This is a genomic window from Phycicoccus sp., assembly GCF_035325325.1.
Taxonomy (GTDB): domain Bacteria; phylum Actinomycetota; class Actinomycetes; order Actinomycetales; family Dermatophilaceae; genus Phycicoccus.
The window spans coordinates 1-21599 of record NZ_DAOLAC010000044.1; the positions used below are offsets into that span (position 1 = coordinate 1).

The 21599-nt window shown below is 74.3% G+C and carries 23 protein-coding genes; 6 read left to right on the forward strand and 17 right to left on the reverse strand.

Going from position 1 to position 21599, the window contains the following annotated elements:
• Positions 1-596 precede the first annotated feature (596 nt).
• Both PKA89_RS18230 and PKA89_RS18235 read right to left on the reverse strand, forming a co-directional pair.
• Complete coding sequence (locus PKA89_RS18230; protein ID WP_324421953.1) at positions 597-1061, reverse strand: NUDIX domain-containing protein; 465 nt, start codon at positions 1059-1061, stop codon at positions 597-599.
• Between the two features lie 6 nt (positions 1062-1067).
• A complete protein-coding gene (locus tag PKA89_RS18235) occupies positions 1068-1697 on the reverse strand; it encodes a flavin reductase family protein (RefSeq protein WP_324421955.1) in 630 nt (209 codons plus the stop codon).
• A 65-nt stretch (positions 1698-1762) separates the two neighbouring features.
• Between PKA89_RS18235 and PKA89_RS18240 the strand changes: the two genes are divergently transcribed.
• Entirely contained in the window at positions 1763-2128 is a 366-nt protein-coding gene (locus PKA89_RS18240) for a hypothetical protein (protein ID WP_324421957.1), read from the forward strand.
• A gap of 1 nt (position 2129) precedes the next feature.
• Here PKA89_RS18240 and nadC read toward each other — a convergent pair whose 3' ends face one another.
• From nadC to PKA89_RS18260, 4 genes are read right to left on the reverse strand one after another with little or no spacing between them, the layout of a single operon-like run.
• Entirely contained in the window at positions 2130-3035 is a 906-nt protein-coding gene (nadC, locus tag PKA89_RS18245; RefSeq protein WP_324421959.1) for a carboxylating nicotinate-nucleotide diphosphorylase, read from the reverse strand.
• Complete coding sequence (locus tag PKA89_RS18250) at positions 3032-4729, reverse strand: L-aspartate oxidase (protein ID WP_324421961.1); 1698 nt, start codon at positions 4727-4729, stop codon at positions 3032-3034. The genes nadC and PKA89_RS18250 overlap by 4 nt, the downstream gene beginning before the upstream one ends.
• 17 nt (positions 4730-4746) lie before the next feature.
• A complete protein-coding gene (panC, locus tag PKA89_RS18255; RefSeq protein ID WP_324421963.1) occupies positions 4747-5661 on the reverse strand; it encodes a pantoate--beta-alanine ligase in 915 nt (304 codons plus the stop codon).
• Positions 5662-6543: a DUF2520 domain-containing protein gene (locus PKA89_RS18260; RefSeq protein WP_324422004.1), complete on the reverse strand. Its 882-nt coding sequence runs from the start codon at positions 6541-6543 to the stop codon at positions 5662-5664.
• 49 nt (positions 6544-6592) lie between these two features.
• Between PKA89_RS18260 and PKA89_RS18265 the strand changes: the two genes are divergently transcribed.
• Positions 6593-7555, forward strand: a complete 963-nt coding sequence (locus PKA89_RS18265) for an SAM-dependent methyltransferase (protein ID WP_324421964.1) — start codon at positions 6593-6595, stop codon at positions 7553-7555.
• A gap of 104 nt (positions 7556-7659) precedes the next feature.
• Positions 7660-8763, forward strand: a complete 1104-nt coding sequence (locus PKA89_RS18270; protein WP_324422006.1) for an NADH-quinone oxidoreductase subunit D — start codon at positions 7660-7662, stop codon at positions 8761-8763.
• A gap of 20 nt (positions 8764-8783) precedes the next feature.
• Here PKA89_RS18270 and PKA89_RS18275 read toward each other — a convergent pair whose 3' ends face one another.
• From PKA89_RS18275 to PKA89_RS18315, 9 genes are all read right to left on the reverse strand, one after another.
• A complete protein-coding gene (locus PKA89_RS18275; protein WP_324421966.1) occupies positions 8784-9260 on the reverse strand; it encodes a DUF3180 domain-containing protein in 477 nt (158 codons plus the stop codon).
• Positions 9257-10168 carry a 2-amino-4-hydroxy-6-hydroxymethyldihydropteridine diphosphokinase gene (folK, locus tag PKA89_RS18280; RefSeq protein WP_324421968.1) on the reverse strand — a complete coding sequence of 304 codons (912 nt, stop codon included), beginning with the start codon at positions 10166-10168 and terminating at the stop codon, positions 9257-9259. The genes PKA89_RS18275 and folK overlap by 4 nt, the downstream gene beginning before the upstream one ends.
• On the reverse strand, positions 10165-10959 hold the full coding sequence (gene folP / locus PKA89_RS18285) for a dihydropteroate synthase (protein WP_324422008.1): 795 nt from the start codon (positions 10957-10959) through the stop codon (positions 10165-10167). The genes folK and folP overlap by 4 nt, the downstream gene beginning before the upstream one ends.
• A gap of 47 nt (positions 10960-11006) precedes the next feature.
• Complete coding sequence (gene folE / locus PKA89_RS18290) at positions 11007-11612, reverse strand: GTP cyclohydrolase I FolE (protein ID WP_324421970.1); 606 nt, start codon at positions 11610-11612, stop codon at positions 11007-11009.
• On the reverse strand, positions 11599-13698 hold the full coding sequence (gene ftsH, locus PKA89_RS18295; RefSeq protein ID WP_324422010.1) for an ATP-dependent zinc metalloprotease FtsH: 2100 nt from the start codon (positions 13696-13698) through the stop codon (positions 11599-11601). Before ftsH ends, folE begins: the two co-directional genes overlap by 14 nt.
• Before the next feature lie 170 nt (positions 13699-13868).
• Positions 13869-14420 carry a hypoxanthine phosphoribosyltransferase gene (gene hpt, locus PKA89_RS18300; protein ID WP_324421972.1) on the reverse strand — a complete coding sequence of 184 codons (552 nt, stop codon included), beginning with the start codon at positions 14418-14420 and terminating at the stop codon, positions 13869-13871.
• Between the two features lie 36 nt (positions 14421-14456).
• The gene (gene tilS, locus PKA89_RS18305; RefSeq protein WP_324421974.1) at positions 14457-15473 is read right to left on the reverse strand and encodes a tRNA lysidine(34) synthetase TilS; all 1017 of its coding nucleotides are present in this window, start codon (positions 15471-15473) and stop codon (positions 14457-14459) included.
• A 92-nt stretch (positions 15474-15565) separates the two neighbouring features.
• On the reverse strand, positions 15566-16606 hold the full coding sequence (locus PKA89_RS18310; RefSeq protein WP_324421976.1) for a zinc-dependent metalloprotease: 1041 nt from the start codon (positions 16604-16606) through the stop codon (positions 15566-15568).
• A 15-nt stretch (positions 16607-16621) separates the two neighbouring features.
• Entirely contained in the window at positions 16622-18085 is a 1464-nt protein-coding gene (locus tag PKA89_RS18315; protein ID WP_324421978.1) for a D-alanyl-D-alanine carboxypeptidase, read from the reverse strand.
• An 84-nt stretch (positions 18086-18169) separates the two neighbouring features.
• On the opposite strand from PKA89_RS18315, the gene PKA89_RS18320 reads away from it, so the two are divergent.
• The gene (locus PKA89_RS18320) at positions 18170-18808 is read left to right on the forward strand and encodes an inorganic diphosphatase (RefSeq protein WP_324421980.1); all 639 of its coding nucleotides are present in this window, start codon (positions 18170-18172) and stop codon (positions 18806-18808) included.
• Between the two features lie 30 nt (positions 18809-18838).
• Here PKA89_RS18320 and PKA89_RS18325 read toward each other — a convergent pair whose 3' ends face one another.
• Both PKA89_RS18325 and PKA89_RS18330 read right to left on the reverse strand, forming a co-directional pair.
• Complete coding sequence (locus tag PKA89_RS18325; protein WP_324421982.1) at positions 18839-19336, reverse strand: DUF427 domain-containing protein; 498 nt, start codon at positions 19334-19336, stop codon at positions 18839-18841.
• A 66-nt stretch (positions 19337-19402) separates the two neighbouring features.
• Positions 19403-19933 (reverse strand): DinB family protein, encoded by a 531-nt coding sequence (locus PKA89_RS18330; RefSeq protein ID WP_324421984.1) that lies wholly within the window; start codon positions 19931-19933, stop codon positions 19403-19405.
• Between the two features lie 79 nt (positions 19934-20012).
• Here PKA89_RS18330 and PKA89_RS18335 point away from each other — a divergent pair, with 79 nt between their 5' ends.
• Positions 20013-20417 (forward strand): hypothetical protein, encoded by a 405-nt coding sequence (locus PKA89_RS18335; RefSeq protein ID WP_324421985.1) that lies wholly within the window; start codon positions 20013-20015, stop codon positions 20415-20417.
• A 361-nt stretch (positions 20418-20778) separates the two neighbouring features.
• The gene (locus PKA89_RS18340) at positions 20779-21489 is read left to right on the forward strand and encodes a GDSL-type esterase/lipase family protein (protein ID WP_324421987.1); all 711 of its coding nucleotides are present in this window, start codon (positions 20779-20781) and stop codon (positions 21487-21489) included.
• The last annotated feature ends 110 nt before the right edge of the window (positions 21490-21599 follow it).

Below are 21599 nucleotides of genomic sequence, written 5' to 3' on the forward strand. Positions count from 1 at the left end.
CCCCTTCCCTGCTGCCCCGATCCTACCGGCGGCCACCGACACCCCACCTGCGTCACCCACAGGTAACCAGCTGCCCCGCAACGGATCCCTCCCCGGGCCAAGGTCCGTGGAGCACTCTCCACCAGTCTCGCCGGCGGACTCGCACGCCGCGCGCGCGGCAGCGGTCACCTCAGCCGGACCGGTCGTCGTGGTGGTCATCGGAGCCCCCTTCCCAATGCCCTGATCCTACCGACAGCCACCGACACCCCACCTGCGTCACCCACAGGTAACCGGCTGTCCCGCAGCGGATCCCTCGTCGGGGCAAGGTCTGTGGAGAACTCGCCCGTCGCGTCGCCGCAGAGCTCGCCCGTCGTGTGGCTCCAGAACTCGCCCGCCACCCCGGCGGGCGCGGCCCTCGGCATGCGGACCGGTCGTCGGAGTGGTGACCGGCGCCCCCTTTCCCAGCTTCGCCCAACCCAGCGGCGGCCACCGACAGACCGCCCGCGTCATCCACAGGTAACCGGCTGTCCCACATCGAATCCCAACCCCGTGGACGAGGGGGAACGAGCCGTCGCCGCGACGAGGGCACACCACCGAACGCGCGCCCGACGGGACCCCTAGACGAGTCGGGTCGGCCCCTCGTGCGCCGCGGCGTACCGGACCCGCTCGAGGTGCACCGGCCGCATCACGGGCAGCTCGTCGAGCGTGAACCACGCGACCTCCGACGACTCGTCGTCGGCGACGTGAGCCTCCCCGCCGAGGTACCGGCACCGGAACGTGTGGTCGACGTACTGCGACCGGTCGCCGTTCGGGTACTCGACGACCCCGGTGACGCCCACCCACGCCAGCAGGTCGACGGCACAGTGGATCCCGGTCTCCTCCAGGCACTCGCGGACGGCCGTCTCTGCGGGGTGCTCACCCGGGTCGCAGATCCCGGTGACCGGCGTCCACTCCCCGGTGTCGGCCCGCCGCACGAGGAGCACGCGCGCCCCGTCGAGCACCACCGCCGTCGCCCCCGGCAGCCAGAGCAGCTCGTGTCCCACCGACCGGCGAAGCCGCAGGACGAACTCGGGCGTGGCCATCCGCGGTCAGCCCTCGTACCTCGGCCGCGCGATCTCGCGGACCTCGCCGAGCAGCCCCCACTCGTCACCACCGAGCCGGGCCCACGGCGCCAGGGCCCGGATGTCCACCCCCGGCCGCCTCAGCATGTCGTCCCCGGACGCCACCGCCTCCGCGACCGCCGCGTGGAGCACCACCCCGACGACGACGAAGCAGTTCCCCGTCGGCCGCACCTCGTGCAGCCGGCACTCGAAGGCGACGGGCGAGGCCGCGACCCGGAACGGCGCCACGGTGAGCGACGCCTCCCGCTGCACCCCCTCGGCGTCGAACTCCCCCATCTCCGGCGGGTAGTCGCAGCTCGTCGCGTTGGCCGCCTCGAACATCGGCTCGCTCACCAGGTTGACGACGAACTCCCCGGTCGCCTCGATGTTGCGCAGCGTGTCCTTGCGGCCGACGGACGTGAAGGACAGCATCGCCGGGTCGGTGCTCGCGACGGTGAAGAACGAGTGCGGCGCCAGGTTGTCGACGCCGTCCGCCGACCGCGTGCTCACCCAGGCGATCGGCCGAGGCACGACGGACGCGTTGAGCAGGCGGTACGCCGCGCCCGCCCGCATCCGCGCCTCGTCCGGGCCGTGCTGCAGCGGGAGCTCGTGACGCATCCCCCGAGCCTAGGTCCCGGCGACCACCCCTGGTCGGCCGCCCGCCACTCGGCCACACTGGACGGATGCTCACCCGCTTCGTCGCGACCGTCTTCTACGCCGACGTCTCCGTCGGGCTCGACCTCTTCGAGGACGGCCTCGGGATGACCGTCGTCCACCGCGACGGCGACCTCGCGGTCGTCGAACGTGACGGAGCGAAGATCCAGCTCGTCGAGAACGCCGACGCCGCCGCCCACTCCGAGCGCCCCGAGCTCGGCCTCGAGACCGACGACGTCGACGCCGTGTACGCCGAGGTGTCCGCGCGCCGACCCGACCTCCTGCACCCGAACCTCCCGTCGCCCCGCCTGCGCCCCTGGGGGGCAAGGGAGTTCGCGATGCTCGACGCCACCACCACGTGCGTCGTGCTGCGCCAGTGGGTCACCCGAGGCTGACTCAGCGGCTGCCGGGGTCGAGGTCGAGCGCGATGTCGACGATGGGCGACGAGTGCGTCAGCCCACCGACCGAGAGGTAGTCGACCCCGGTCTCCGCGTACTCGCGGACCACCTCGAGGGTCAGCCCGCCCGTGGCCTCCACCTCGACGACCTCGCCGGTCGCCCGGACCGCCTCCACCGTCTCGCGCAGCAGCGCGGGAGTCATGTTGTCGCACAGCAGGAACCGCGCGCCGACGGCCACCGACTCCAGCGCCTCGGCCGTGGTCGTCACCTCGACCTGGACGTCCACGTCGGGGTAGGCCCGGCGCACCGCCTCGTAGGCGGCCGTCAGCCCACCCGCCGCGAGCTTGTGGTTGTCCTTGATCATCGCGACGTCGTACAGACCCATCCGCTTGTTCGTGCCACCGCCGCAGCGCACCGCGTACTTCTCCAGGGCCCGCATCCCCGGCGTCGTCTTGCGGGTGTCGAGGACGGTGGCGCCCGTGCCCTCGAGTGCGTCGGCCCAGCGGCGCGTGTGCGTCGCGACCCCGGACGTGCGCGACACGACGTTCAGCAGCGTGCGCTCCGCGACGAGCGTCGTCCGCGTCGACCCGCGCAGCGTCGCCAGGTGCTCGCCGCGCCGGATCCGCGTCCCGTCCGGCACGTGCATCTCGACCGCGACGGCACCGGTCCCCAGCCGGTCGGCCACCGCGTCGACGACGAGCGCGGCGACCGGCATCCCGGCGAGGACGCCGTCGGCCCGGGCCACGACGTGGGAGACCGACACCTGGCCGGCCGGGATGGTCGCGAGCGTCGTCACGTCGCGCCCCCCGCCGACCGGCCCGAGGTCCTCGTCGAGCGCCCGGCCGACGACGATCCGCGCCTCCGCCTCGGGGAAGCCGTACCCGTCCGACCCGTCCGTGCTCACTGCGTGCCTCCCATCGGCTCCGACACCGGCCGGTCGAGCACCTCGAGCCACCCGGACGGGGTCCGCACCAGTCCTTGGTGGAGCAGCCAGTGCTCGTCGTCGCGCTCGGGATGGTCGGTGCGCACGTGCCCGCCGCGCGTCTCCTCCCGGCGGTGCGCGAGGGTGGCCAGCGCCTGACCGAGATGCAGCAGGTTCGTCGTCTCCCACGTCCGCGGCCCCGGCTCGGCCGCGCCCGTGGGCAGGTCGGCGAGCGCCTCGAGCTCGAGCTGCGCGCGCACCGTGGAGTCCGCGCTGCGCAGCGGACCGCAGCCACGGGTCATGGTGCGCTGCAGCCCGATCCGGTGCGACGAGTCGAGCAGAACCGCGGTCTCGCCGTCGACCTCCGCGTCGACCGGCCCCCGCGTGGGCAGCTCGCCCGCGGCGAGCCGGTCGGCGACGTCGTCGGCGATGCGGTGGGCGAAGACCAGGCCCTCGAGGAGCGAGTTCGACGCGAGCCGGTTCGCCCCGTGCACCCCGGTGCAGGAGACCTCCCCGCACGCGTAGAGCCCCTCGACCGACGTGCGCCCGCGCAGGTCGGTCTCGACGCCGCCGGACGCGTAGTGCTGCGCCGGCGCCACCGGCAGCAGCTCGGTCGCCGGGTCGAAACCCAGCTCGCGGCACCGCGCGACGATCGACGGGAACCGCTTCTCCAGGAACGCCGCCCCGAGGTGGCGCGCGTCGAGCCACACGTGGTCGAGACCGCGCTCCCCCATCACCGCGAGAATGCCGCGGGCCACGACGTCGCGCGGGGCGAGGTCGGCGAGCTCGTGTCGGCCCACCATGAACCGCTCCCCGCGGTCGTCGACGAGGAAGGCACCCTCGCCCCGCACGGCCTCCGAGATGAGCGGTTGCTGTCCCGTGGAGCCCTCGCCGAGGAAGAGGACCGTCGGGTGGAACTGGACGAACTCGAGGTCGGTGACCCGCGCCCCGGCGCGCAGCGCGGCGGCCATCCCGTCACCGGTCGCGACCGGGGGGTTGGTCGTCGAGGTGTAGATCTGCCCGAGGCCGCCGGTGGCGAGGACGACGGCCCGCGCCCGGGCCGCGCCGACGCCGTCGATCTGGCCCTCGCCGATGACGTGGAGGGTGGCGCCGCAGACGGCGCCGTCGGCGGCGGTCAGCAGGTCGACGACGAGCGCGTGCTCGACGACCTCGATGCCCGGGTCGTCGACGACCGCCCGGAGCGCGGCGATGAGGGCCCGCGAGATCTCGGCCCCCGTCGCGTCGCCACCGGCGTGCGCGATGCGGTCGCGGTGGTGGCCTCCCTCCCGGGTCAGCTTGATGTCCCCGCCCGGCTCACGGTCGAACTCGGCGCCGAGGGCGACGAGCTCGCGGACGCGGTCCGGGCCCTCGGTGACGAGGGTCCGCACCGCCTCGACGTCGCACAGCCCGACACCGGCGACGAGGGTGTCCTCGAGGTGCTCCTCGGGGGTGTCCTCGGGGTCGAGGGCCGCGGCGATGCCCCCCTGCGCCCACTGCGTGGACCCGGCCGAGAGCACGGTCTTGGTCACGAGGAGGACCCGGTCGACGCGCTGCCGCAGCCGCAGCGCACAGGTCAGCCCCGCGATGCCCGACCCCACGACGACGACGTCGGCCTCGACCGTCCAGCCGGGCGCCGGGGCGGCCAGCCGGCGCGGCAGCCGCGGAGTCGTGCTCATCGCACCCGCTCCGGCTCTCAGACGTCCGCGCGGGCGTGCGGGACGTCGGTGAAGACGTCGATCGCACCCCCACCGGGTCCGACGACGAGCGGGGTGTTGTCGATGAGCCGGGTCGTGCCGATCTTGGCGGCGACGGCGAGCAGGGCCTCCCCGCGGTACCACTCCGGCACGTCGGCGAGGGTCTCCGGATGGACCAGGACGAGGTAGTCGACGAGGGCCAGCGGCTCCTCGACGAGCACCTCCCGGGCGGCCCGGCGCACCGCGGACGGGCCGAAGACGGCCGCCTCGCCCCCGGCCCGCAGCGCCCGGCTGAGGCAGAGCGCCACCTCTCGGTCGGACGCGGTGAGGTAGGTGTTGCGGCTGCTCATCGCGAGCCCGTCCGCCTCCCGCACCGTCGGGACGGACACGACGTCGACCGGGAAGTCGAGGTCGCGGACCATCCGGCGGATGAGGAGCATCTGCTGGGCGTCCTTCTGGCCGAAGTAGGCGCTCCGGGCGGCCGTCAGGTGCAGCAGCTTTCCGACGACCGTGAGGACGCCGTCGAAGTGGCCGGGACGGGCCTTGCCCTCGAGGAGGTCGCCGAGCGGTCCGGCGCTCACCCGCACGCCCGGGTCGCCGTCCGGGTACACGACGTCGGGTGTCGGGGCGAAGACGACGTCGACGCCGGCGTCGGTGCAGATCTCCATGTCGGCGTCGAAGGTGCGCGGGTACCGGGACAGGTCCTCCTTCGGCCCGAACTGCAGCGGGTTGAGGAAGATCGTCACGACGACGTGGTCGTGCCGCTGCCGCGCGGCCCGGATCAGCCGGGCGTGGCCGTCGTGGAGGGCGCCCATCGTCATGACGACGGCGACGTCCCGGCTGGGGAGCGCCTCCCGGGCGGCCTTGAGCTCGTCGCGGGTGTGCGCGACGACGGGCACGGTGGGGGTGGTCACTCAGCGCTCCTGGTCGGCGAGGGTGTCGAGGAGGGGCTCGGCCGCCGTCGGCCGCAGCCGGCCGTCGTCGAGGGCGCGCAGCGCCGTGGCCCGGGCGAGCGCCACGTAGGTCCTCCGGATCTCGGGGGCGAGCCGGTCCAGCTCGCGCAGGTGGTCCTCCACCGTACCCACATCACCGCGGGCGACCGGCCCGGTGAGGGCTGCGTCACCCAGCCGCAGGGCGTTGTCGAGCGCGGCGTGCATGAGCGGCGCCAGGACCCTCCGCGGCTCGGCCACGCCGGCTCGGCGCAGCAGCTCCATCGCCTCGGCGGTCAGCGTCACGAGGTGGTTCGCGCCGTGCGCGAGCGCTGCGTGGTAGGCCACCCGGTCCTCCTCGGCGACCCACACCGGCGTGCCGCCCATCTCGAGGACGAGCGCCTCCGCGACCGGGCGGAGCGGCTCGTCGGCCGTGACTCCGAACGCGCACTCCGACAACCGGTCCAGGTCCATCGCGGTGCCGGTGAAGGTCATCGCCGGATGGAGGGCGAGCGGCAGCGCGTGGTGTGCACGGACCGGCTCGAGGACGGCCGTGCCGTGCCGGCCGCTCGTGTGGACGACGAGCTGGCCGGCCTGCCCAGCCCCCGTCGCGGACAGCCCCGCCACGAGGGCGGCGAGCGCGTCGTCCGGGACGGCGAGGAGGACGAGCTCCGCGCCCGCGACGACCGTCGGGACGTCGGCCACCGGCACCCCGGGCAGGAGGGTGGCCGCACGCTCCCGGCTGGCGTCCGAGACCGCGTAGGCGCCGGTGACCCGGTGCCCCGCGCGGGCGAGCGCGGCGCCGAGGACCGCGCCGACCCGGCCGGCGCCGACGACGCCGACGGTCAGGCGTGCGGGGTGCTCCAGGCCGTCCACGACCGAGAACGCTACCCGTCGTCCTCGGTAGCCTGCGCGGATGCACCCCGTGCCCTGGCCGCTCGCCTGGCACGCCGCGCTCTACGGGCCGGACGGCTTCTACCGGCGAGCCGGTGGCCCCGCGGCCCACTTCACCACCTCGACCCACGGCCCGCTCGGCGAGGTGCTCGCCGAGGCCCTCGGCGTGCTCGCCGACGCCGAGGGCGCCACCCGCGTCGTCGACCTGGGTGCCGGCCGCGGGGAGCTCGTCGCGGCGCTGCACCGGCAGCGGCCGGACCTCGCGGTGACCGGGGTCGACGTCGTCGAGCGCCCGACCGCGCTCCCGGCACCGGTCGGCTGGCTGCGCTCGCCCGGCGGGAGCGCCCTGCCGTCCGTGCTCACCGACCTCGAGGACGTCCTCGTCGTCGCCCACGAGTGGCTCGACGTCGTGCCCTGCCCGGTCGCCCAGGTGGCCGGCGGTCGCCCACTCGAGGTCCGCGTCGACCCCGCCACCGGCGAGGAGACCCTCACCGGTCCGCTCGACGACGCCTCGGCCGACTGGGTCGCCCGGCACTGGCCGACCGACGGCCTGCCGGACGGGGCACGCGTCGAGGTCGGCCTGCCCCGCGACCGCGCGTGGTCGGACCTGCTGACGCGGGTCCGGCGCGGCACCGTGCTCGCCGTCGACTACGGCCACACGGCGGCCGACCGACCGCTGCGCGGGACACTGGCCGGCTACCGCGACGGAGTCGTCGTCGACCCCGTCCCCGACGGCTCCTGCGACGTGACCGCCCACGTCGCCGTCGACAGCCTCGTCCAGGACCAGCGCTGGTCCCAGCGCGAGGCCCTCCACCTGCTCCTCGGGTCGGCCACGGTGCCGGAGCACGCGCTGGCCACGAGCGACCCCGCCGGCTACCTCACCGCCCTCGCCCGCACCTCGGCGCTGCGCGCCCTCGGCGACCCCAGCGGGCTCGGGGCCTTCCACTGGGTGCTGCGCCGGGTCGGGCGGGCCGGTCGCGGATGACCTCCGCGCGCGTGCGGCAGACTGGCGGCGTGACCCCCGACGCCCCGTCCGAGCCGCGTGCCGTCGACGTCGCCCTGGGTGCCGGCGGCCTCGCCACGGCCGACATGGTCCTCAACATCGGGCCGCAGCACCCGGCCACCCATGGTGTCCTGCGGCTCCGGGTGGTCCTCGACGGCGAGCGGGTGGTCAGCGCCGAGCCGGTCATCGGGTACATGCACCGCGGCGCCGAGAAGCTCTTCGAGGTGCGCGACTACCGGCAGATCACCGTCCTCGCCAACCGGCACGACTGGCTCTCCGCGTTCTCCAACGAGCTCGGGGTCGTCCTCGGCGTCGAGGCGATGCTCGGCATGGAGGTGCCCGAGCGGGCGGTCTGGCTGCGCACCCTCCTCGCCGAGCTGAACCGCGTGCTCTCCCACCTGATGTTCCTCGGCTCCTACCCGCTCGAGCTCGGCGCCATCACGCCCGTCTTCTACGCCTTCCGCGAGCGCGAGGAGCTGCAGGCCGTCATGGAGGAGGCGTCCGGGGGACGGATGCACTACATGTTCAACCGGGTCGGCGGCCTCAAGGAGGACGTCCCGGCCGGCTGGCTCGGCCGGGTCGCGGACGCCGTGGCGTCGGTCCGGCGCCGGCTGCCCGAGCTCGAGTCGCTGCTCGTCGGCAACGAGATCCTCCTCGCGCGCACCCGGGACGTCGGGGTCCTCGACGCCGCCACCGTCGTCGACTACGGCGTCTCCGGCCCGATCGCGCGGGCCAGCGGCGTCGACCTCGACCTGCGCCGGGACGACCCCTACCTCGCCTACGCCGAGCTCTTCGCCCCCGGCGGCCCGGGCCGCGTCGTCACCCGCACCGAGGGCGACTGCCTCGCCCGGCTCGAGGTGCTGCTCGAGCAGGTGCACGTCAGCCTCGACCTCGCCGACGCCTGCCTCGACCGGCTCCGCTCACTGCCAGCCGGGCCGGTCAACCAGCGCCTGCCCAAGGTGCTCAAGGTGCCCGAGGGCGAGCGCTACACCGCGACGGAGAACCCGCTGGGGCTCAACGGCTACTACCTCGTCTCCCGCGGCGAGAAGACGCCGTGGCGGCTCAAGCTGCGCTCTGCGTCCTTCGGCAACGTCCAGGTGCTCTCGCAGGTGCTCCCGGGCTGCCTCGTCGCCGACATGGTCGCCGTGCTCGGCTCGATGTTCTTCGTCGTCGGCGACGTCGACAAGTAGCGCCTGCCGCGGCCCGCGCGTCAGTCGTCGTCGCGACCGGGGCGGTCCTCGTCGTCGTGCTCGATGCGGCACCAGGCCTGGGCGACCATCCCCCCGACGACGAGCCACAGGGACGCGAGGAACATCAGCCCGAACGGCACCAGCCGGTCGCGGTTGGCGACGAGCGAGAGGTCGCCGAGGAGGCTGACGACCTGGCCGAGGTACCACCCCGCGGCCGCCGCGCCGGTGAGCGCCGCGGCCTGGGCGAGGACCACCGTGCGGGCGGCCCGCAGCGCCTCGACCGAGGTGCGGTGCCCGCTGCGCAGGTGTCGGCGCACCGGCCGGGCGATCCAGAGGACGAGACCGCCCATGACGACGAGGAGCACGCCGGCGGCCCACGGCGGGCGCTGCAGCAGCGTGCCGTCGCGGGTCACGACGACGGACACGAGCCAGCCGAGGGCAGCGGTGACCACCGCGACGATGACGAGCAGTTGGATGCGGACTCCGTTGTGGCTCAAGCCATCCCCTTCTCAGCGAGGTCCGTGACGTCGGAGGTGTCGAGGCCTGCCGCGAGGTCGGCGACGCGGACGACGGCTCCGTCGTGCCGGAGCACGGCGTCCGGGTCGGCGTCGAGCCACGGCACGAGGACGAAGCCACGCTCGTGGGCGCGCGGGTGCGGCAGGCCGAGGTGCGGGCGGTCCGAGACGACGTCGGTGCCCGAGGCCGGGTCGCCGTACTGGACGAGGTCGAGGTCGAGGGTGCGTGCGCCCCAGCGGACCTCCCGGACCCGGTCGAAGGCGGCCTCGAGCGCGTGCAGCTCGCGCAGCAGCGAGACCGGCGACAGCGAGGTCCGGGCGAGGACGACGGCGTTGACGTAGCGGGGCTGCTCCGGGCCGCCGACCGGGTCGGTGCCCACCAGCCGCGACGCGCGGACGCCGTGCACCGCCGGGTGGTGGCTGAGCGCCTCGACCGCCGAGGCGACCGTGTCGGCCGGTGACGCCGCGCCGAGCGGCAGGTTCGCCCCGACGGCGACGACGACGGGCACCGGCTCGCGCCGGCGCACGACCCGCACCGTGACGTCCGAGAACGGGACGCCGACCGGAGCCTGCGGCTTGTGCACCGTCACCGTCACCTCGTCGACCTCGGGGTGCGCCAGCGCGTCCTCGGCGACGACCTCGGCGAGCCGCTCGACCAGGTCGTACGGCTCCCCCTCGATGCGGGCCAGGGCGGCGGCGCCGACCTCGCCGTAGTTGACGGTGTCGGCGAGGTCGTCGCTGCGCCCGGCCGGCCCGAGGTCGACGGCGAGCTCGACGTCGACGACGAACTCCTGCCCGTCGCGCCGCTCGTGCTCGAACACGCCGTGGAAGCCGGTGCCCCGCACGCCGGTCAGCGTCACCCGGTCGCGTGCCGTGCCCGCGGCCGTCACCGCCGCTCCCCCGTCAGCGCGACGGCGACGTCCAGGGCATCGACGGCCGCGACGACGTCGTGCACCCGCACCCCCCACGCGCCGTGCACGAGGGCGTGCGCCGTCGTGACGGCGGTGGCGACGTCGCGGTCCAGCGGCGGGCGCTCCTCGCGCCCCTCGCGGCCGACGAGGCCGAGGAACTTCTTGCGCGAGGTGCCGACGAGCACCGGGTACCCGAGCGCCCGGACCTCGTCGAGCCGGCGCAGCAGCTCCCAGTTGTGGTGGGCCAGCTTCGAGAAGCCGAAGCCCGGGTCGAGGACCACCTGCTCCGGCGCGATGCCGGCCGCGAGGAGCATCTCGACGCCCGCGACCAGCTCGCGGCACACGTCGGCGACGACGTCGTCGTAGCGCGCGCGCTCCTGCATGTGCTTGCTGTGGCCGCGCCAGTGCATCGCGACGAAGGGGACCCCGCGCTCGGCGACGAGATGGGCCATCTCGGGGTCGGCGTGGCCGCCGGAGACGTCGTTGACGATGCTCGCCCCGGCGTCGAGCGCGGCCGCGGCGACCGACGCCCGCATCGTGTCGATCGACACCGGCGCCACCGCGGACAGCGCCTCGACGACCGGCAGCACGCGGCGCAGCTCCTCGGCCTCCGACGGCCGCTCGGCCCCCGGGCGGGTCGACTCGCCGCCGATGTCGAGGACGTCGGCACCCTGGGCCGACAGGTCGCGACCGTGGGCGACGGCGTCGTCCGGACGGAACCACTCGCCACCGTCGCTGAACGAGTCCGGGGTGACGTTGACGACGCCCATGACGACCGGCCGCCCGGCCCGGCCGGCGGGGAGGAGCGACGCCCCGGTCACCGCTTTCCGCCGAGCAGCAGCGACATCGCCTCGGCTCGGGTGGCGGCGTCGCGCAGCTGGCCGCGGACCGCGGAGGTGATGGTCCGCGACCCGGGCTTCTGGACGCCGCGCATCGACATGCACAGGTGCTCGGCCTCGACGACGACGATGACGCCCTGCGCGCCGAGGTGCTCTACGAGCGCGTCGGCGACCTGGGTGGTGATCTGCTCCTGGACCTGCGGGCGCCGGGCGTACACCTCGACGAGCCGCCCCAGCTTCGACAGGCCGGTCACCCGCCCGTCGTCGCCGGGGATGTACCCGATGTGGGCCACGCCGTGGAAGGGCAGCAGGTGGTGCTCGCACGTCGAGTACATCGGGATGTCCCGGACGATGACCAGCTCGTTGTGCTCGATGGCGAACGTCTTCGACAGCACCTCCGCCGGGTCCTGCCACAGGCCGGCGTAGAGCTCGTGAGCGGCCTTCGCGACCCGGGCCGGCGTCTCGAGCAGCCCTTCCCGCTCGGGGTCCTCACCGATGGCGAGGAGGAACTCGCGCACGGCCGCCTCGGCCCGGGGGACGTCGACGGGCGGCCGGTCGTCGGGTCGGGCGTCAGGGCTCGACACGCCCACCCTCCGGCACCTCGACGGTCTCGGTCGGCGGGTGCTCGGTCGGGCCGGCCCCCTCCGCCGCGCGGGCGTCGATGGCCGCCTCGGTGGCGGGGTCACCCGGGGTCACCGCGGCGCCCGAGGGTGCACCGGAACCGTTGGTGCGTCCGGCGAGGGCCGCCTCCTCGGCGGGGGTGAGGACCGGCGGGATGTCCGACAGCGTCCGGTGCTCGCTGGACAGCCACGTCGGGCGCTGCGGCCGCTTGTTGATGTCCTTGAAGATCTCGGCGAGCTCGGCCGCGTTGAGGGTCTCCTTCTCGAGCAGCTGGAGCACGAGCGCGTCGAGGATGTGCCGGTTGTCGTTGACGACGTGCCACGCCTCGTCGTGCGCGGAGTCGATGAGCTTGCGGACCTCCTCGTCGACGACGGCGGCGACCTGCTCGGAGTAGTCACGCTGGTGGCCCATGTCGCGCCCGAGGAACGGCTCCCCCTGGCTCTGGCCGAGCTTGATCGCGCCGACGCGCTCGCTCATCCCGAACTCGGTGACCATCTTGCGGGCCATCGCGGTGGCCTTCTCGATGTCGTTGGCGGCGCCGGTGGTGGGGTCGTGGAAGATGATCTCCTCCGCGACGCGGCCGCCCAGGGCGTAGGCCAGCTGGTCGAGGATCTCGTTGCGGGTCGTCGAGTACTTGTCGTCGACCGGCATGACCATCGTGTAGCCGAGGGCCCGGCCGCGCGGCAGGATCGTCACCTTGGTCACCGGGTCGAGGTGGTTCATCCCGGCGGCGACGAGCGCGTGGCCGCCCTCGTGGTACGCGGTGATCTTCCGCTCCTTGGCCGACATGATGCGCGTGCGCTTCTGCGGGCCGGCGATGACGCGGTCGATGGCCTCGTCGAGGACCTCGTCGTCGATGAGCTTCTTGCTGCTGCGCGCCGTGAGCAGCGCGGCCTCGTTGAGCACGTTGGCGAGGTCGGCGCCGGTCATCCCGGGCGTGCGCCGGGCGACGGCGAGGAGGTCGACGTTCGCCGCCATCGGCTTGCCCTGGCCGTGCACCTGGAGGATCTTGTGCCGGCCGATCATGTCCGGGTTCTCGACCGCGATCTGGCGGTCGAAGCGGCCCGGGCGCAGCAGCGCGGGGTCGAGGATGTCGGGGCGGTTGGTCGCCGCGATGAGGATGACGTTGGTCTTGACGTCGAAGCCGTCCATCTCGACGAGCAGCTGGTTGAGCGTCTGCTCGCGCTCGTCGTGGCCACCGCCGAGGCCGGCGCCGCGGTGCCGGCCGACGGCGTCGATCTCGTCGACGAAGACGATGGCCGGGGCGTTGGCCTTGGCCTGCTCGAAGAGGTCGCGGACCCGGCTGGCGCCGACACCGACGAACATCTCGACGAAGTCCGAGCCGGAGATCGAGTAGAACGGCACGCCCGCCTCGCCGGCGACGGCGCGGGCGAGGAGCGTCTTGCCGGTACCGGGCTGGCCGTAGAGCAGCACGCCCTTGGGGATCTTCGCGCCGACGGCGAGGAACTTGGCCGGCTCGCGGAGGAACTCGACGATCTCGTGGAGCTCCTCGACGGCCTCGTCGGCCCCGGCGACGTCGGCGAAGGTGACCTTCGGGGTGTCCTTGCTCGCGAGCTTGGCGCGCGACTTGCCGAACTGCATGACCCGCGAGCCGCCGCCCTGGGCCTGGCTCATGAGGAACCAGAAGAGCCCGACGAGCAGCAGCACCGGGAAGAAGCTGATGAAGAGGGTCCACAGCGCGCTGTCGCCCTGGACCTGGTCGTCGTAGCCGTCCGGGAGGTTGGTCTTCAGCTCGGTGACGAGCTCGGGGGCGCGGGCGTCGACGAACTCGGCGCGCACCTTGGTCGCCCCGGAGATCTTCTTCGCGGGGTCGGAGAAGGTCTGGCCGCTCTTGAGGTCGAGGGTGAGGACGTTGTCGGTGGTCATCACCGCCGACTCGACCTTCTTGTCGGTGATGAGCTTCTCGGCCTGGGCGGTCGTGACCGTCGTGTAGCCGCCGTTGCCACCCACGGTGAAGACGAGGAGGAGGAGCACGAGGGCGGCGAGCACCCAGAACACGGGTGCCCGGAGAATGCGTTTGAAGTCCATCTGGTCGCGGGGCCTGCGCCCCACCCTCCTGTGCTCGACGTCGCGCCGGGACGGCATGCCGCCGTCCGGACTGGTACACGCTAGCAACGAGCCCGTCCGCGCTCGTGTTCCGCCGGGAAATCAGGCCTCGACGGCGGAGCCGCCGCGCCGCGTCGTGCCGGGCCCGCGGCTCAGCTGTAGACGTGCGGGGCGAGCGTCCCGACGACGCGCAGGCCCCGGTAGGCCTCGGCGTAGTCGAGCCCGTAGCCGACGACGAACTCGTTGGGGATGTCGAAGCCCACCCACTTGACGTCGACCTCGACCTTGGCGGCGTCGGGCTTGCGCAGCAGCGTGCAGATCTCGACCGAGGCGGGGCTGCGCGACTCGAGGTTGGACTTGATCCAGGACAGGGTCAGGCCCGAGTCGACGATGTCCTCGACGATGAGGACGTGCCGGCCGCTGATGTCGGTGTCGAGGTCCTTGAGGATGCGGACGACGCCACTGGACTTGGTCCCCGAGCCGTACGAGGAGACGGCCATCCAGTCGACGGGGACGCTGACCGGCAGGGCCCGCATGAGGTCGGCCATCACCATGACCGCGCCCTTGAGGACGCCGACGAGGAGGAGGTCCTTGCCCTCGTACTCCTCGGCGATGTACCGGGCCAGCTCCTCGAGCTTGGCGTGGATCTCGTCCTCGGTGACGAGGACTCGTTCGAGGTCTGCTCCCATGTGGGCGGCGTCCACTGCGGCTCCCGGGTCGGGGTGGGCGGGCGGTCGGGGCTATTCAACCCGAGCGGCCGGGCCGATGGACACCCGGCCACCGGATCTCTGCACCCGCAGGCCGCCGGGGGCGTGGACCGGGCCCTGGCCGCGCCAGTGGGTGAGGAGGCGGTCGCAGGCGTCGGTGTGCCGGCGCGAGACCTGGCCGGCCGGCGCACCCGCGGCCACGAGGAGGCGCCGCCACGCGCGGGTGCGGACGGGTCGCGGGAGGGCGGCGAGGGCCTCGGCGGTCCACGGGCCCTCGCCGAGGATGACGACGGCGTCGGCGGCCAGGGCGTCGAGGAGGTCGGCGTCCTCGCGCAGCTGGTCGGCGCTGCGCGCGAGGGCGGCGGCGAGGCCGGGGCCGAGGTCGTTCTCGAGTGCGGCGAGCGCCCGGCGGGCCCGCACCCGGGCGAACGCGGGGTCCTCGTTCATCGGGTCCTCCCACCAGGTGCGCCCCTCGGCCGTGCACGCGGCCCGGGTCTGCCCGCGGGTCAGCCCGAGCAGCGGGCGCCGGTACCGGCCGCGGGCGGCCGGCATCCCGGCGAGGCTGCGGGCTCCGGAACCGCGCACCAGGCCGAGCAGCACCTGCTCCGCCTGGTCGTCCAGGGTGTGCCCGAGGAGGACGAGCCGGGCGCCGAGGTGGTCGGCGGCGGCGGCGAGCTCGGCGTAGCGGGCGGCGCGGGCCGTCGCCTCCAGCCCGTCGGAGCCGTGGGCCGGCACGCGAGGCGTCGCGACGTGGACCGGGTCCAGGCCGAGGGCGCGCAGCCGGTCCGCCACCCTCCGCGCGACGTCGGCCGAGCCGGGCTGCAGCCCGTGGTCGACGACGACGGCGCCGACCCGCACCCCGGCGCGCTCACCCTCGAACCGCGCGGCGTCGGCGAGCGCCATCGAGTCGGCTCCCCCGCTGCACGCGACGAGGACGAGGTCGCCGGGGTCGCACTCGGCGAACGTCGCCCGCACGGCCGAGCGCACGGCCGCCACCGCCGGGTGCGGCCGCCCCCACGCCCGGCCAGCCCCTCGTCCGCGCTCGCTCACCCCCCGATCATCCCGACTTCTTGCGGATAACCCACCTCGCAGGGTCGGACCGGGGGCTCGAAAGGTGGGTTTTCCGCAATGAGTCGGGTCGGTCAGCCGTGGACGCGCCGGACCCAGGCGGTCGGGTCCGCGATCTCCTGCGGCAGCGGCAGCGTCTCGGCCGAGGTCCACACCGCGTTGAAGCCGTCGACCCCGACCTCGTCCTGGACCGCGCGGACGAACGCGGCGCCGTCGCGGTACTGGCGCATCTTCGCCTCCAGCCCGAGGAGGCGGCGCAGCAGCCGGTCCGGGGCGCCGGCCCCCCGACGGCGGCTCGTGAACTTGCGGCGGATCTCGGCGACCGTCGGGATGTGCGCCGGACCCACGTCGTCCATGACGACGTCGGCGTGGCCCTCGAGGAGGGACATGACCGCGGTGAGCCGGGCGAGCTGCTCGCGCTGCTCGGGGGTGGCGAAGAGCTCGGCGATGCCGGTGCCGACCTCGGAGAACAGCTCGGGGAGCCGCTCGGTGACCCGCGACGCGATCTCCTGGATGCGCTCCTGGTCGGGGGCGAGGTCGACCGCGAGGTGCCGCGCCTCGGCGACGAGGTGGTCGCGCAGCCACGGGTTGGCGGTGAACTGCACCCGGTGGGTCTCCTCGTGCATGCAGACCCAGGCCCGGAAGTCGGCCGGGTCGACGTCGAGCTCGCGCGCGACGGCCACGAGGTTCGGGGCGACGAGGAGGAGGGTCGGTGTGCCCCCTGGGGCGATGTCGTACTGCCCGAGCACCTTGCTCGCCATGAACGCGAGGAGCGCGCCGGCCTCCGCACCGGTGACCTTGCCACCGACCGCCTGGGCGGCCGGGCCGGGCGTCACCCCGCGCTTCTCGACGATGGCGTCGACGGCGGGGTCGAGCAGCGCGGACATCGAGTCGGCGTTGACCGCGATCCACGTCGCGCGGTCGACGACGAGGGCGTCGGGGGCGCCGGGCGGGGTCTGCATCCGGGCGGTCTCGGCGACCGGTTCCCGGGCAGCCCGGGCGGCGGCCCGGATGGCCTCGACCTCCGCCCGCGCCTCGGCCGGCGACACGACCGGCCCGGCCGGCACGAGCGTGCGGCCGGTCGTCTTCGCGAACTCCCAGTCGACGTATCCCACGTGCTCAGCCTCTCATCACGATGACGGTGTGGTGCCCCCGCAACCGCACCGGGTCAGGGCGGCGACGATGCGGTCCAACGCCGCCCGGGCGCGGAGGGTTCCGGCGTCGGTCCGCGGGAAGCGGTCGACCTGGACGACGAAGGTGAGCGGACGGCCGTCGGCGTCGACGGTCGTGCCGGCCAGCGACGAGCCCTCCTTGAGGGTGCCGGTCTTGGCCCGCGGGACGCCGAGGACGTCGCGCGTGGCCGCGGCGCCGAACCGTTCCCTCAGCGTGCCGGAGAGCCCCGACACCGGCAGCGCGGCGACGACCTCGCGCATCCGCTCGGGCTCCGCGCGGACCGCGAGCCCGAGGACCGCCGACAGCGTGGCGGGGGCGACCGCCTGCCCGGGGCTCAGGCCGCTCGCGTCCTTGAGCACGAGCCCTGCGACGGGGACGCCGGCGGCGACCAGCCGGGAGCGGACGAACGCCGCGTTGTCGCCGCCCCCGCGGGTCGGCCGGCCGGCGGTCGCCGCGGCCTGGCGGACGAGGCTCTCGGCGAGCGAGTTGTCGCTCTCCTCGAGGGCGAGCGAGAGCAGCTCACCGTAGGTCGCCGACTCGACCCGGCCGAGCTCGACGGCGTCGGTCGGTGCGGGGGCGGCCCACGTCGAGGGCGGCCGCAGGCTGGCCGTGACGCCCCGGGCCCTCAGGAGCGCGACGAGCCTCGCGGCCACCGCGTCCTCGGGGCGGCTGGGCGAGGGGCGGACGGGGGTGGCGCGCGTCGTCGTCAGCCCGGTCATGACGACCGGGCCGGCGAACCCGTCGCGGACGTCGTGCGGGTTCCACGTCGGGGGCACCCGCGGTCCCGGCGCGAACGACTCGTCGAGGCGCAGGGTCACCCGCGTGCGCCCGTCGGCCGTCAGTGTGCGGGCCGCAGCGGTGGCGAGGTCGGCGAGCCCCGCCCGTCCGGCGACCGCGTCCGCGTCGCCCCGTCCCGGCGCGAGGAGCATGTCGCCGCGCACGACGAGGACGAGGTCGCGCGAGCCGGGTGCGGCGACGAGGGTGGTCGGGATGCGGGCGTGCAGGTCGAGGGTCTCGGCGACGGCGAGCGCGGCGAGCAGCTTGGCCGTCGAGGCCGGGACGCGGGGGGTCGTCGCGGCGACCGACCAGAGCTCGGTGCCGGTCAGCCCGTCGCGGATGCTGAGCCCCAGCCCGCCGCGCAGCGCGGGGTCGCCGGACGCCGCCCGGACGGCCCGCTGCAGGCCGGCCGCCGTCGGGACCGGGGCGTCCGAGCCGGTGGCGGTCAGGAGGTCGTCCGTGGCACTCGGCGCCGGCAGGAGCGAGGGCACCCGCGTGCCGTCGGCATCCGTCGGGGCCGTGGCGGTGACCGGCCGGTCGCGGGTGAGGACGCCCGGGACGAGGTCGAACACGTCGGCGGTGACGTAGCCCCCCGCGGCGACGACGGCCACGGCGGCCGCGCCGGCGACCATGACGCGTCTCACCCGTGCTCCCTTCGTCGCCTGGGCCCTCCATGCGCCAGACTGTCGGTCGAGCCTAGGTCACGCCAAAGAGGGAGCCTTTCCACCGTGGAGTTCGACGTCACCATCGAGATCCCCAAGGGTCACCGGAACAAGTACGAGGTCGACCACGAGACCGGGCGCATCCGCCTCGACCGGATGCTCTTCACCGCGATGTCCTACCCGTCCGACTACGGGTACATCGAGGACACCCTCGGCGAGGACGGCGACCCGCTGGACGCCCTCGTCCTCCTCGACGAACCGACCTTCCCGGGTTGCGTCGTGCGGGCCCGTCCGATCGGCATGTTCCACATGCGCGACGAGGCCGGCGGCGACGACAAGATCCTCTGCATCCCGGCCGGCGACCCGCGGCGCGCCCACGTCACCGAGCTCGAGCACGTCAACGAGTTCGAGCGGCTCGAGGTGCAGCACTTCTTCGAGACCTACAAGGACCTCGAGCCCGGCAAGTCCGTCGAGGGAGCCCACTGGGCCGGCCGCGACGAGGCCGAGAAGTGCATCGTCGAGGCGATCGACCGCGCCACCGCCGCCGGGCTGTCGACGGCGCGCTGGCGGATGCCGGTGCAGCACACCCCGCCCGAGGTCGTCGACGCCGTGACCTCGGCCCACACCGCCGACGAGATCGAGGCGGCGGCCGAGAAGGCCCGCTCCGAGCTCGCGACGAAGGACAAGCCGCTCAGCGACGACTGAGCCCTCCGGAGACGACCGAGCCCTCCGGACTCACCAGCCCCAGGTGCCGGCGCCGCCCTTGAACGGGCCGACGACGCGGTGGGTGATCCAGCCGCCGTAGAACCCACCGGCCTGCGACGTGACGACCTCGCCGTCGACGAGGCAGCGCTCCATCGCGCCGGGCATGACGGCCACGTGTCCCGCGAGGGCCTCGAATCCGTGGCGCGGGCGCGGGTAGGTCCAGGCCGCGGACTGCGCCAGCGCGTCGCCCCCCGTGACGTCGAAGTACGCCGCCTCGCCCTTCCACTCGCACACCGAGCTGCCGGCGGTCAGCCGAAGGGCGCCCTCGAGCCAGTCCTCGACGGGCAGGTAGTACGTCGGCGGGTGGCTCGTCTCGAGGACCCGGAGCGTGCGCGTCGAGGCCGCGACCCGCACGCCCCCCAGCCACACCTCGACCGACTCACCGCTCGGGTCGACGGCCGGCGGACGGGGGTAGTCCCACACCGACTCCTGGCCGGGGCCGGCCGGCTCGGGCACGGGGCGCGTCATGGACCCACGGTACGACCGGTGGGGGCCGGACGGCGGTGTGCGGACCCTGCGTTCGACGCGGTGGCCTCACTCACCCGTCGCGCCGTCGACGGCCTCGCGGAGCAGGTCGGCGTGCCCGTTGTGCCGCGCGTACTCCTCGATCATGTGCAGGAGGATCCAGCGCAGGCTGAACGGCCGCCCCTCGCGCCGGTCCGGCTTGACGGACTCCTGGTCGAGGCCGCCCTGCGCGAGGGCCGCATCGATGTCGCGGCGGGCCTGCTCGGTCGCGGCGTCGAGGAGGCGGTGCAGCTCCTCGGGAGTGTCCTCCGCGGCCGAGTGGTGCTCCCAGTCCGGGTCGGCGTCCCAGTCGACGGAGTCCCACGGCTCCCCCATCGGCCGGCCGTGGAGCACCTCGCCGAACCAGCTCGCCTCGTCGAGGGCCACGTGCTTCATCAGCCCGCCGAGGGTGAGGCTCGAGGGCGGGTGCGGCGTCCGCAGCTGCTCGGCGTCGAGGCCCTCGACCTTCATCCGCAGGGTGGCGCGGTGGAAGTCGAGGAAGGCGACGAGGGTCGTGGCCTCGTCGGCGGCGAGGGGCGGGTCGGTGCGCTGGACGGTCATGCCCCGCGACCGTAGTCGCACAGCCGGTGCCCGGCACCCGCCTTTCCCGCCGGACGGGGCACGTCACTACGCTGCGGGGATGGACGTCGCCGCCGTCGCGGTCGCTGCCGCCGCGCTCTTCGCGGCCATCGCTCTCTTCCAGCTGGCGCTGGTCGTCGGGGCGCCCTGGGGAACCGTCGCGTACGGAGGTCGCGTCGCCCTCGACGACGGAAGGCTTCCGTCCACGTACCGCTTCTCCAGCGCCGTTGCGGCCGTCCTGCTGGTGGTCTTCGCCGTGGTGGTCCTCGTCAGGGGAGGGGTCGTGGGGTCGTCGGGCGACGCCGCGGTCGTGAGGGTGACCTCCTGGGTGGTCGTGGGGTTCATGGCCCTCAACACCGCGGCGAACCTCGCGGCCAGGCACTGGGTCGAGCGCTTCGTGCTCGGCGGGACGACCGCCCTGCTGGGCGTTGCGTGTTCGGTCGTGGCCGCCGCCGGGCCGACCTGAGCCGAGCGTCCAGCGCCGCGAGCCGAATCCGCGGCGGTGGTCCAGGGCCCCGGCCCGGCCGTCCGGACGAACGACGAGGACATGCCGTGGACCCCGCCCGGCAGGCGGCATGTCCTCGTCGTTCGACTCGGCGAACCGTCCCCATCCGCCGCGAGCACCGACGGGTGCACCTAGTGGCGGGGGGCCGGTGCGAGGTCGAAGTCGTCGTTGGTCATCTGCAGCAGCGCCCTGCTCACCCCAAGGAAGGCCCGGGGCGTCGCCATCCGGCTGGAACACCGCCCCCGCGTTCATGAGGACGAACCGGCAGGTGACCTCGGGCGTAGTAGCCTGCGGCGCAGGATCGAGGGGAAGGGCTCGGGGGATGGTCTGGAAGGGGCTCACCGGCGCGGCTGCGACCGTCGGCATCGTGCTCGGCGCGCTGGCCAGCGCCGCCGCCCCGGCGCAGGCATGGACCGGGTCGCTGCCGCGGGTGTACGACACGCACGCCACGTTCAGGGCCGCGAGCGTGTGGGTGTACGGCGACAGCATCACCGCGGCGGACTACTTCGAGATGAAGAAGCGGTTCGCCGCGCAGGGCCTCCGCTCGGCCGTGGATGCCCAGCCGGGCATCCCGACCGAGCCGGCCATCGACCGGCTCGAGCAGCGCATCACCTACCTGCGGATGGCCCCGAAGGTGCTCGTCGTCGCGCTTGGCACGAACGATACGGACGACCCGTCGGTGATGCCGGCGCAGATGACGCGCGTCGCGCAGCTGATGCCGTCGTCGACGACCGTCGTGTGGGTCAACGTGTGGAAGTGCCGCTGGCGGCTCTCGAGCAGCTACCAGGCCCGTGACCGCGCTGGCACGTCCGTCGTGAACGAGGAGATCGCGACCTTCGTGGCCGCCCACCCGAACTTCCGGGTCGCGGACTGGTGGACGGCACTGAACCGGAGCAACCCGCGGGTGTACCTCGGCGACGGCGTGCACACGATCGCGTCGTCGGGACGGCCGGCGCGGAACAGCCTCATCGTCCGTACGGTCGTGCAGCCCACGCTCGTCGGCCGGCCGCCCGGGCACGTCTGGCGCGGCTGAACGCACGAGAGCGCCCCCGCCACCTCGAGGTGATCCGTCGACGGCCGACGGGGCCGACGCTGGTCCCTGCACCGGCAGTGCGAGAACCCCTACGAGACCGGCCGGCCCGA

Bases quoted from the DNA above. Each gene is read 5' to 3' on its own strand.
- PKA89_RS18235 (WP_324421955.1), bottom strand. From the start codon at position 1,697: ATGCGTCACGAGCTCCCGCTGCAGCACGGCCCGGACGAGGCGCGGATG.
- PKA89_RS18335 (WP_324421985.1), top strand. From the start codon at position 20,013: ATGGACGTCGCCGCCGTCGCGGTCGCTGCCGCCGCGCTCTTCGCGGCC.
- folP (WP_324422008.1), bottom strand. From the start codon at position 10,959: ATGGGCGTCGTCAACGTCACCCCGGACTCGTTCAGCGACGGTGGCGAG.
- PKA89_RS18250 (WP_324421961.1), bottom strand. From the start codon at position 4,729: ATGAGCACGACTCCGCGGCTGCCGCGCCGGCTGGCCGCCCCGGCGCCC.
- PKA89_RS18340 (WP_324421987.1), top strand. From the start codon at position 20,779: ATGGTCTGGAAGGGGCTCACCGGCGCGGCTGCGACCGTCGGCATCGTG.
- PKA89_RS18325 (WP_324421982.1), bottom strand. From the start codon at position 19,336: ATGACGCGCCCCGTGCCCGAGCCGGCCGGCCCCGGCCAGGAGTCGGTG.
- PKA89_RS18330 (WP_324421984.1), bottom strand. From the start codon at position 19,933: ATGACCGTCCAGCGCACCGACCCGCCCCTCGCCGCCGACGAGGCCACG.
- PKA89_RS18230 (WP_324421953.1), bottom strand. From the start codon at position 1,061: ATGGCCACGCCCGAGTTCGTCCTGCGGCTTCGCCGGTCGGTGGGACAC.
- PKA89_RS18265 (WP_324421964.1), top strand. From the start codon at position 6,593: ATGCACCCCGTGCCCTGGCCGCTCGCCTGGCACGCCGCGCTCTACGGG.
- ftsH (WP_324422010.1), bottom strand. From the start codon at position 13,698: ATGGACTTCAAACGCATTCTCCGGGCACCCGTGTTCTGGGTGCTCGCC.
- PKA89_RS18240 (WP_324421957.1), top strand. From the start codon at position 1,763: ATGCTCACCCGCTTCGTCGCGACCGTCTTCTACGCCGACGTCTCCGTC.
- PKA89_RS18270 (WP_324422006.1), top strand. From the start codon at position 7,660: ATGGTCCTCAACATCGGGCCGCAGCACCCGGCCACCCATGGTGTCCTG.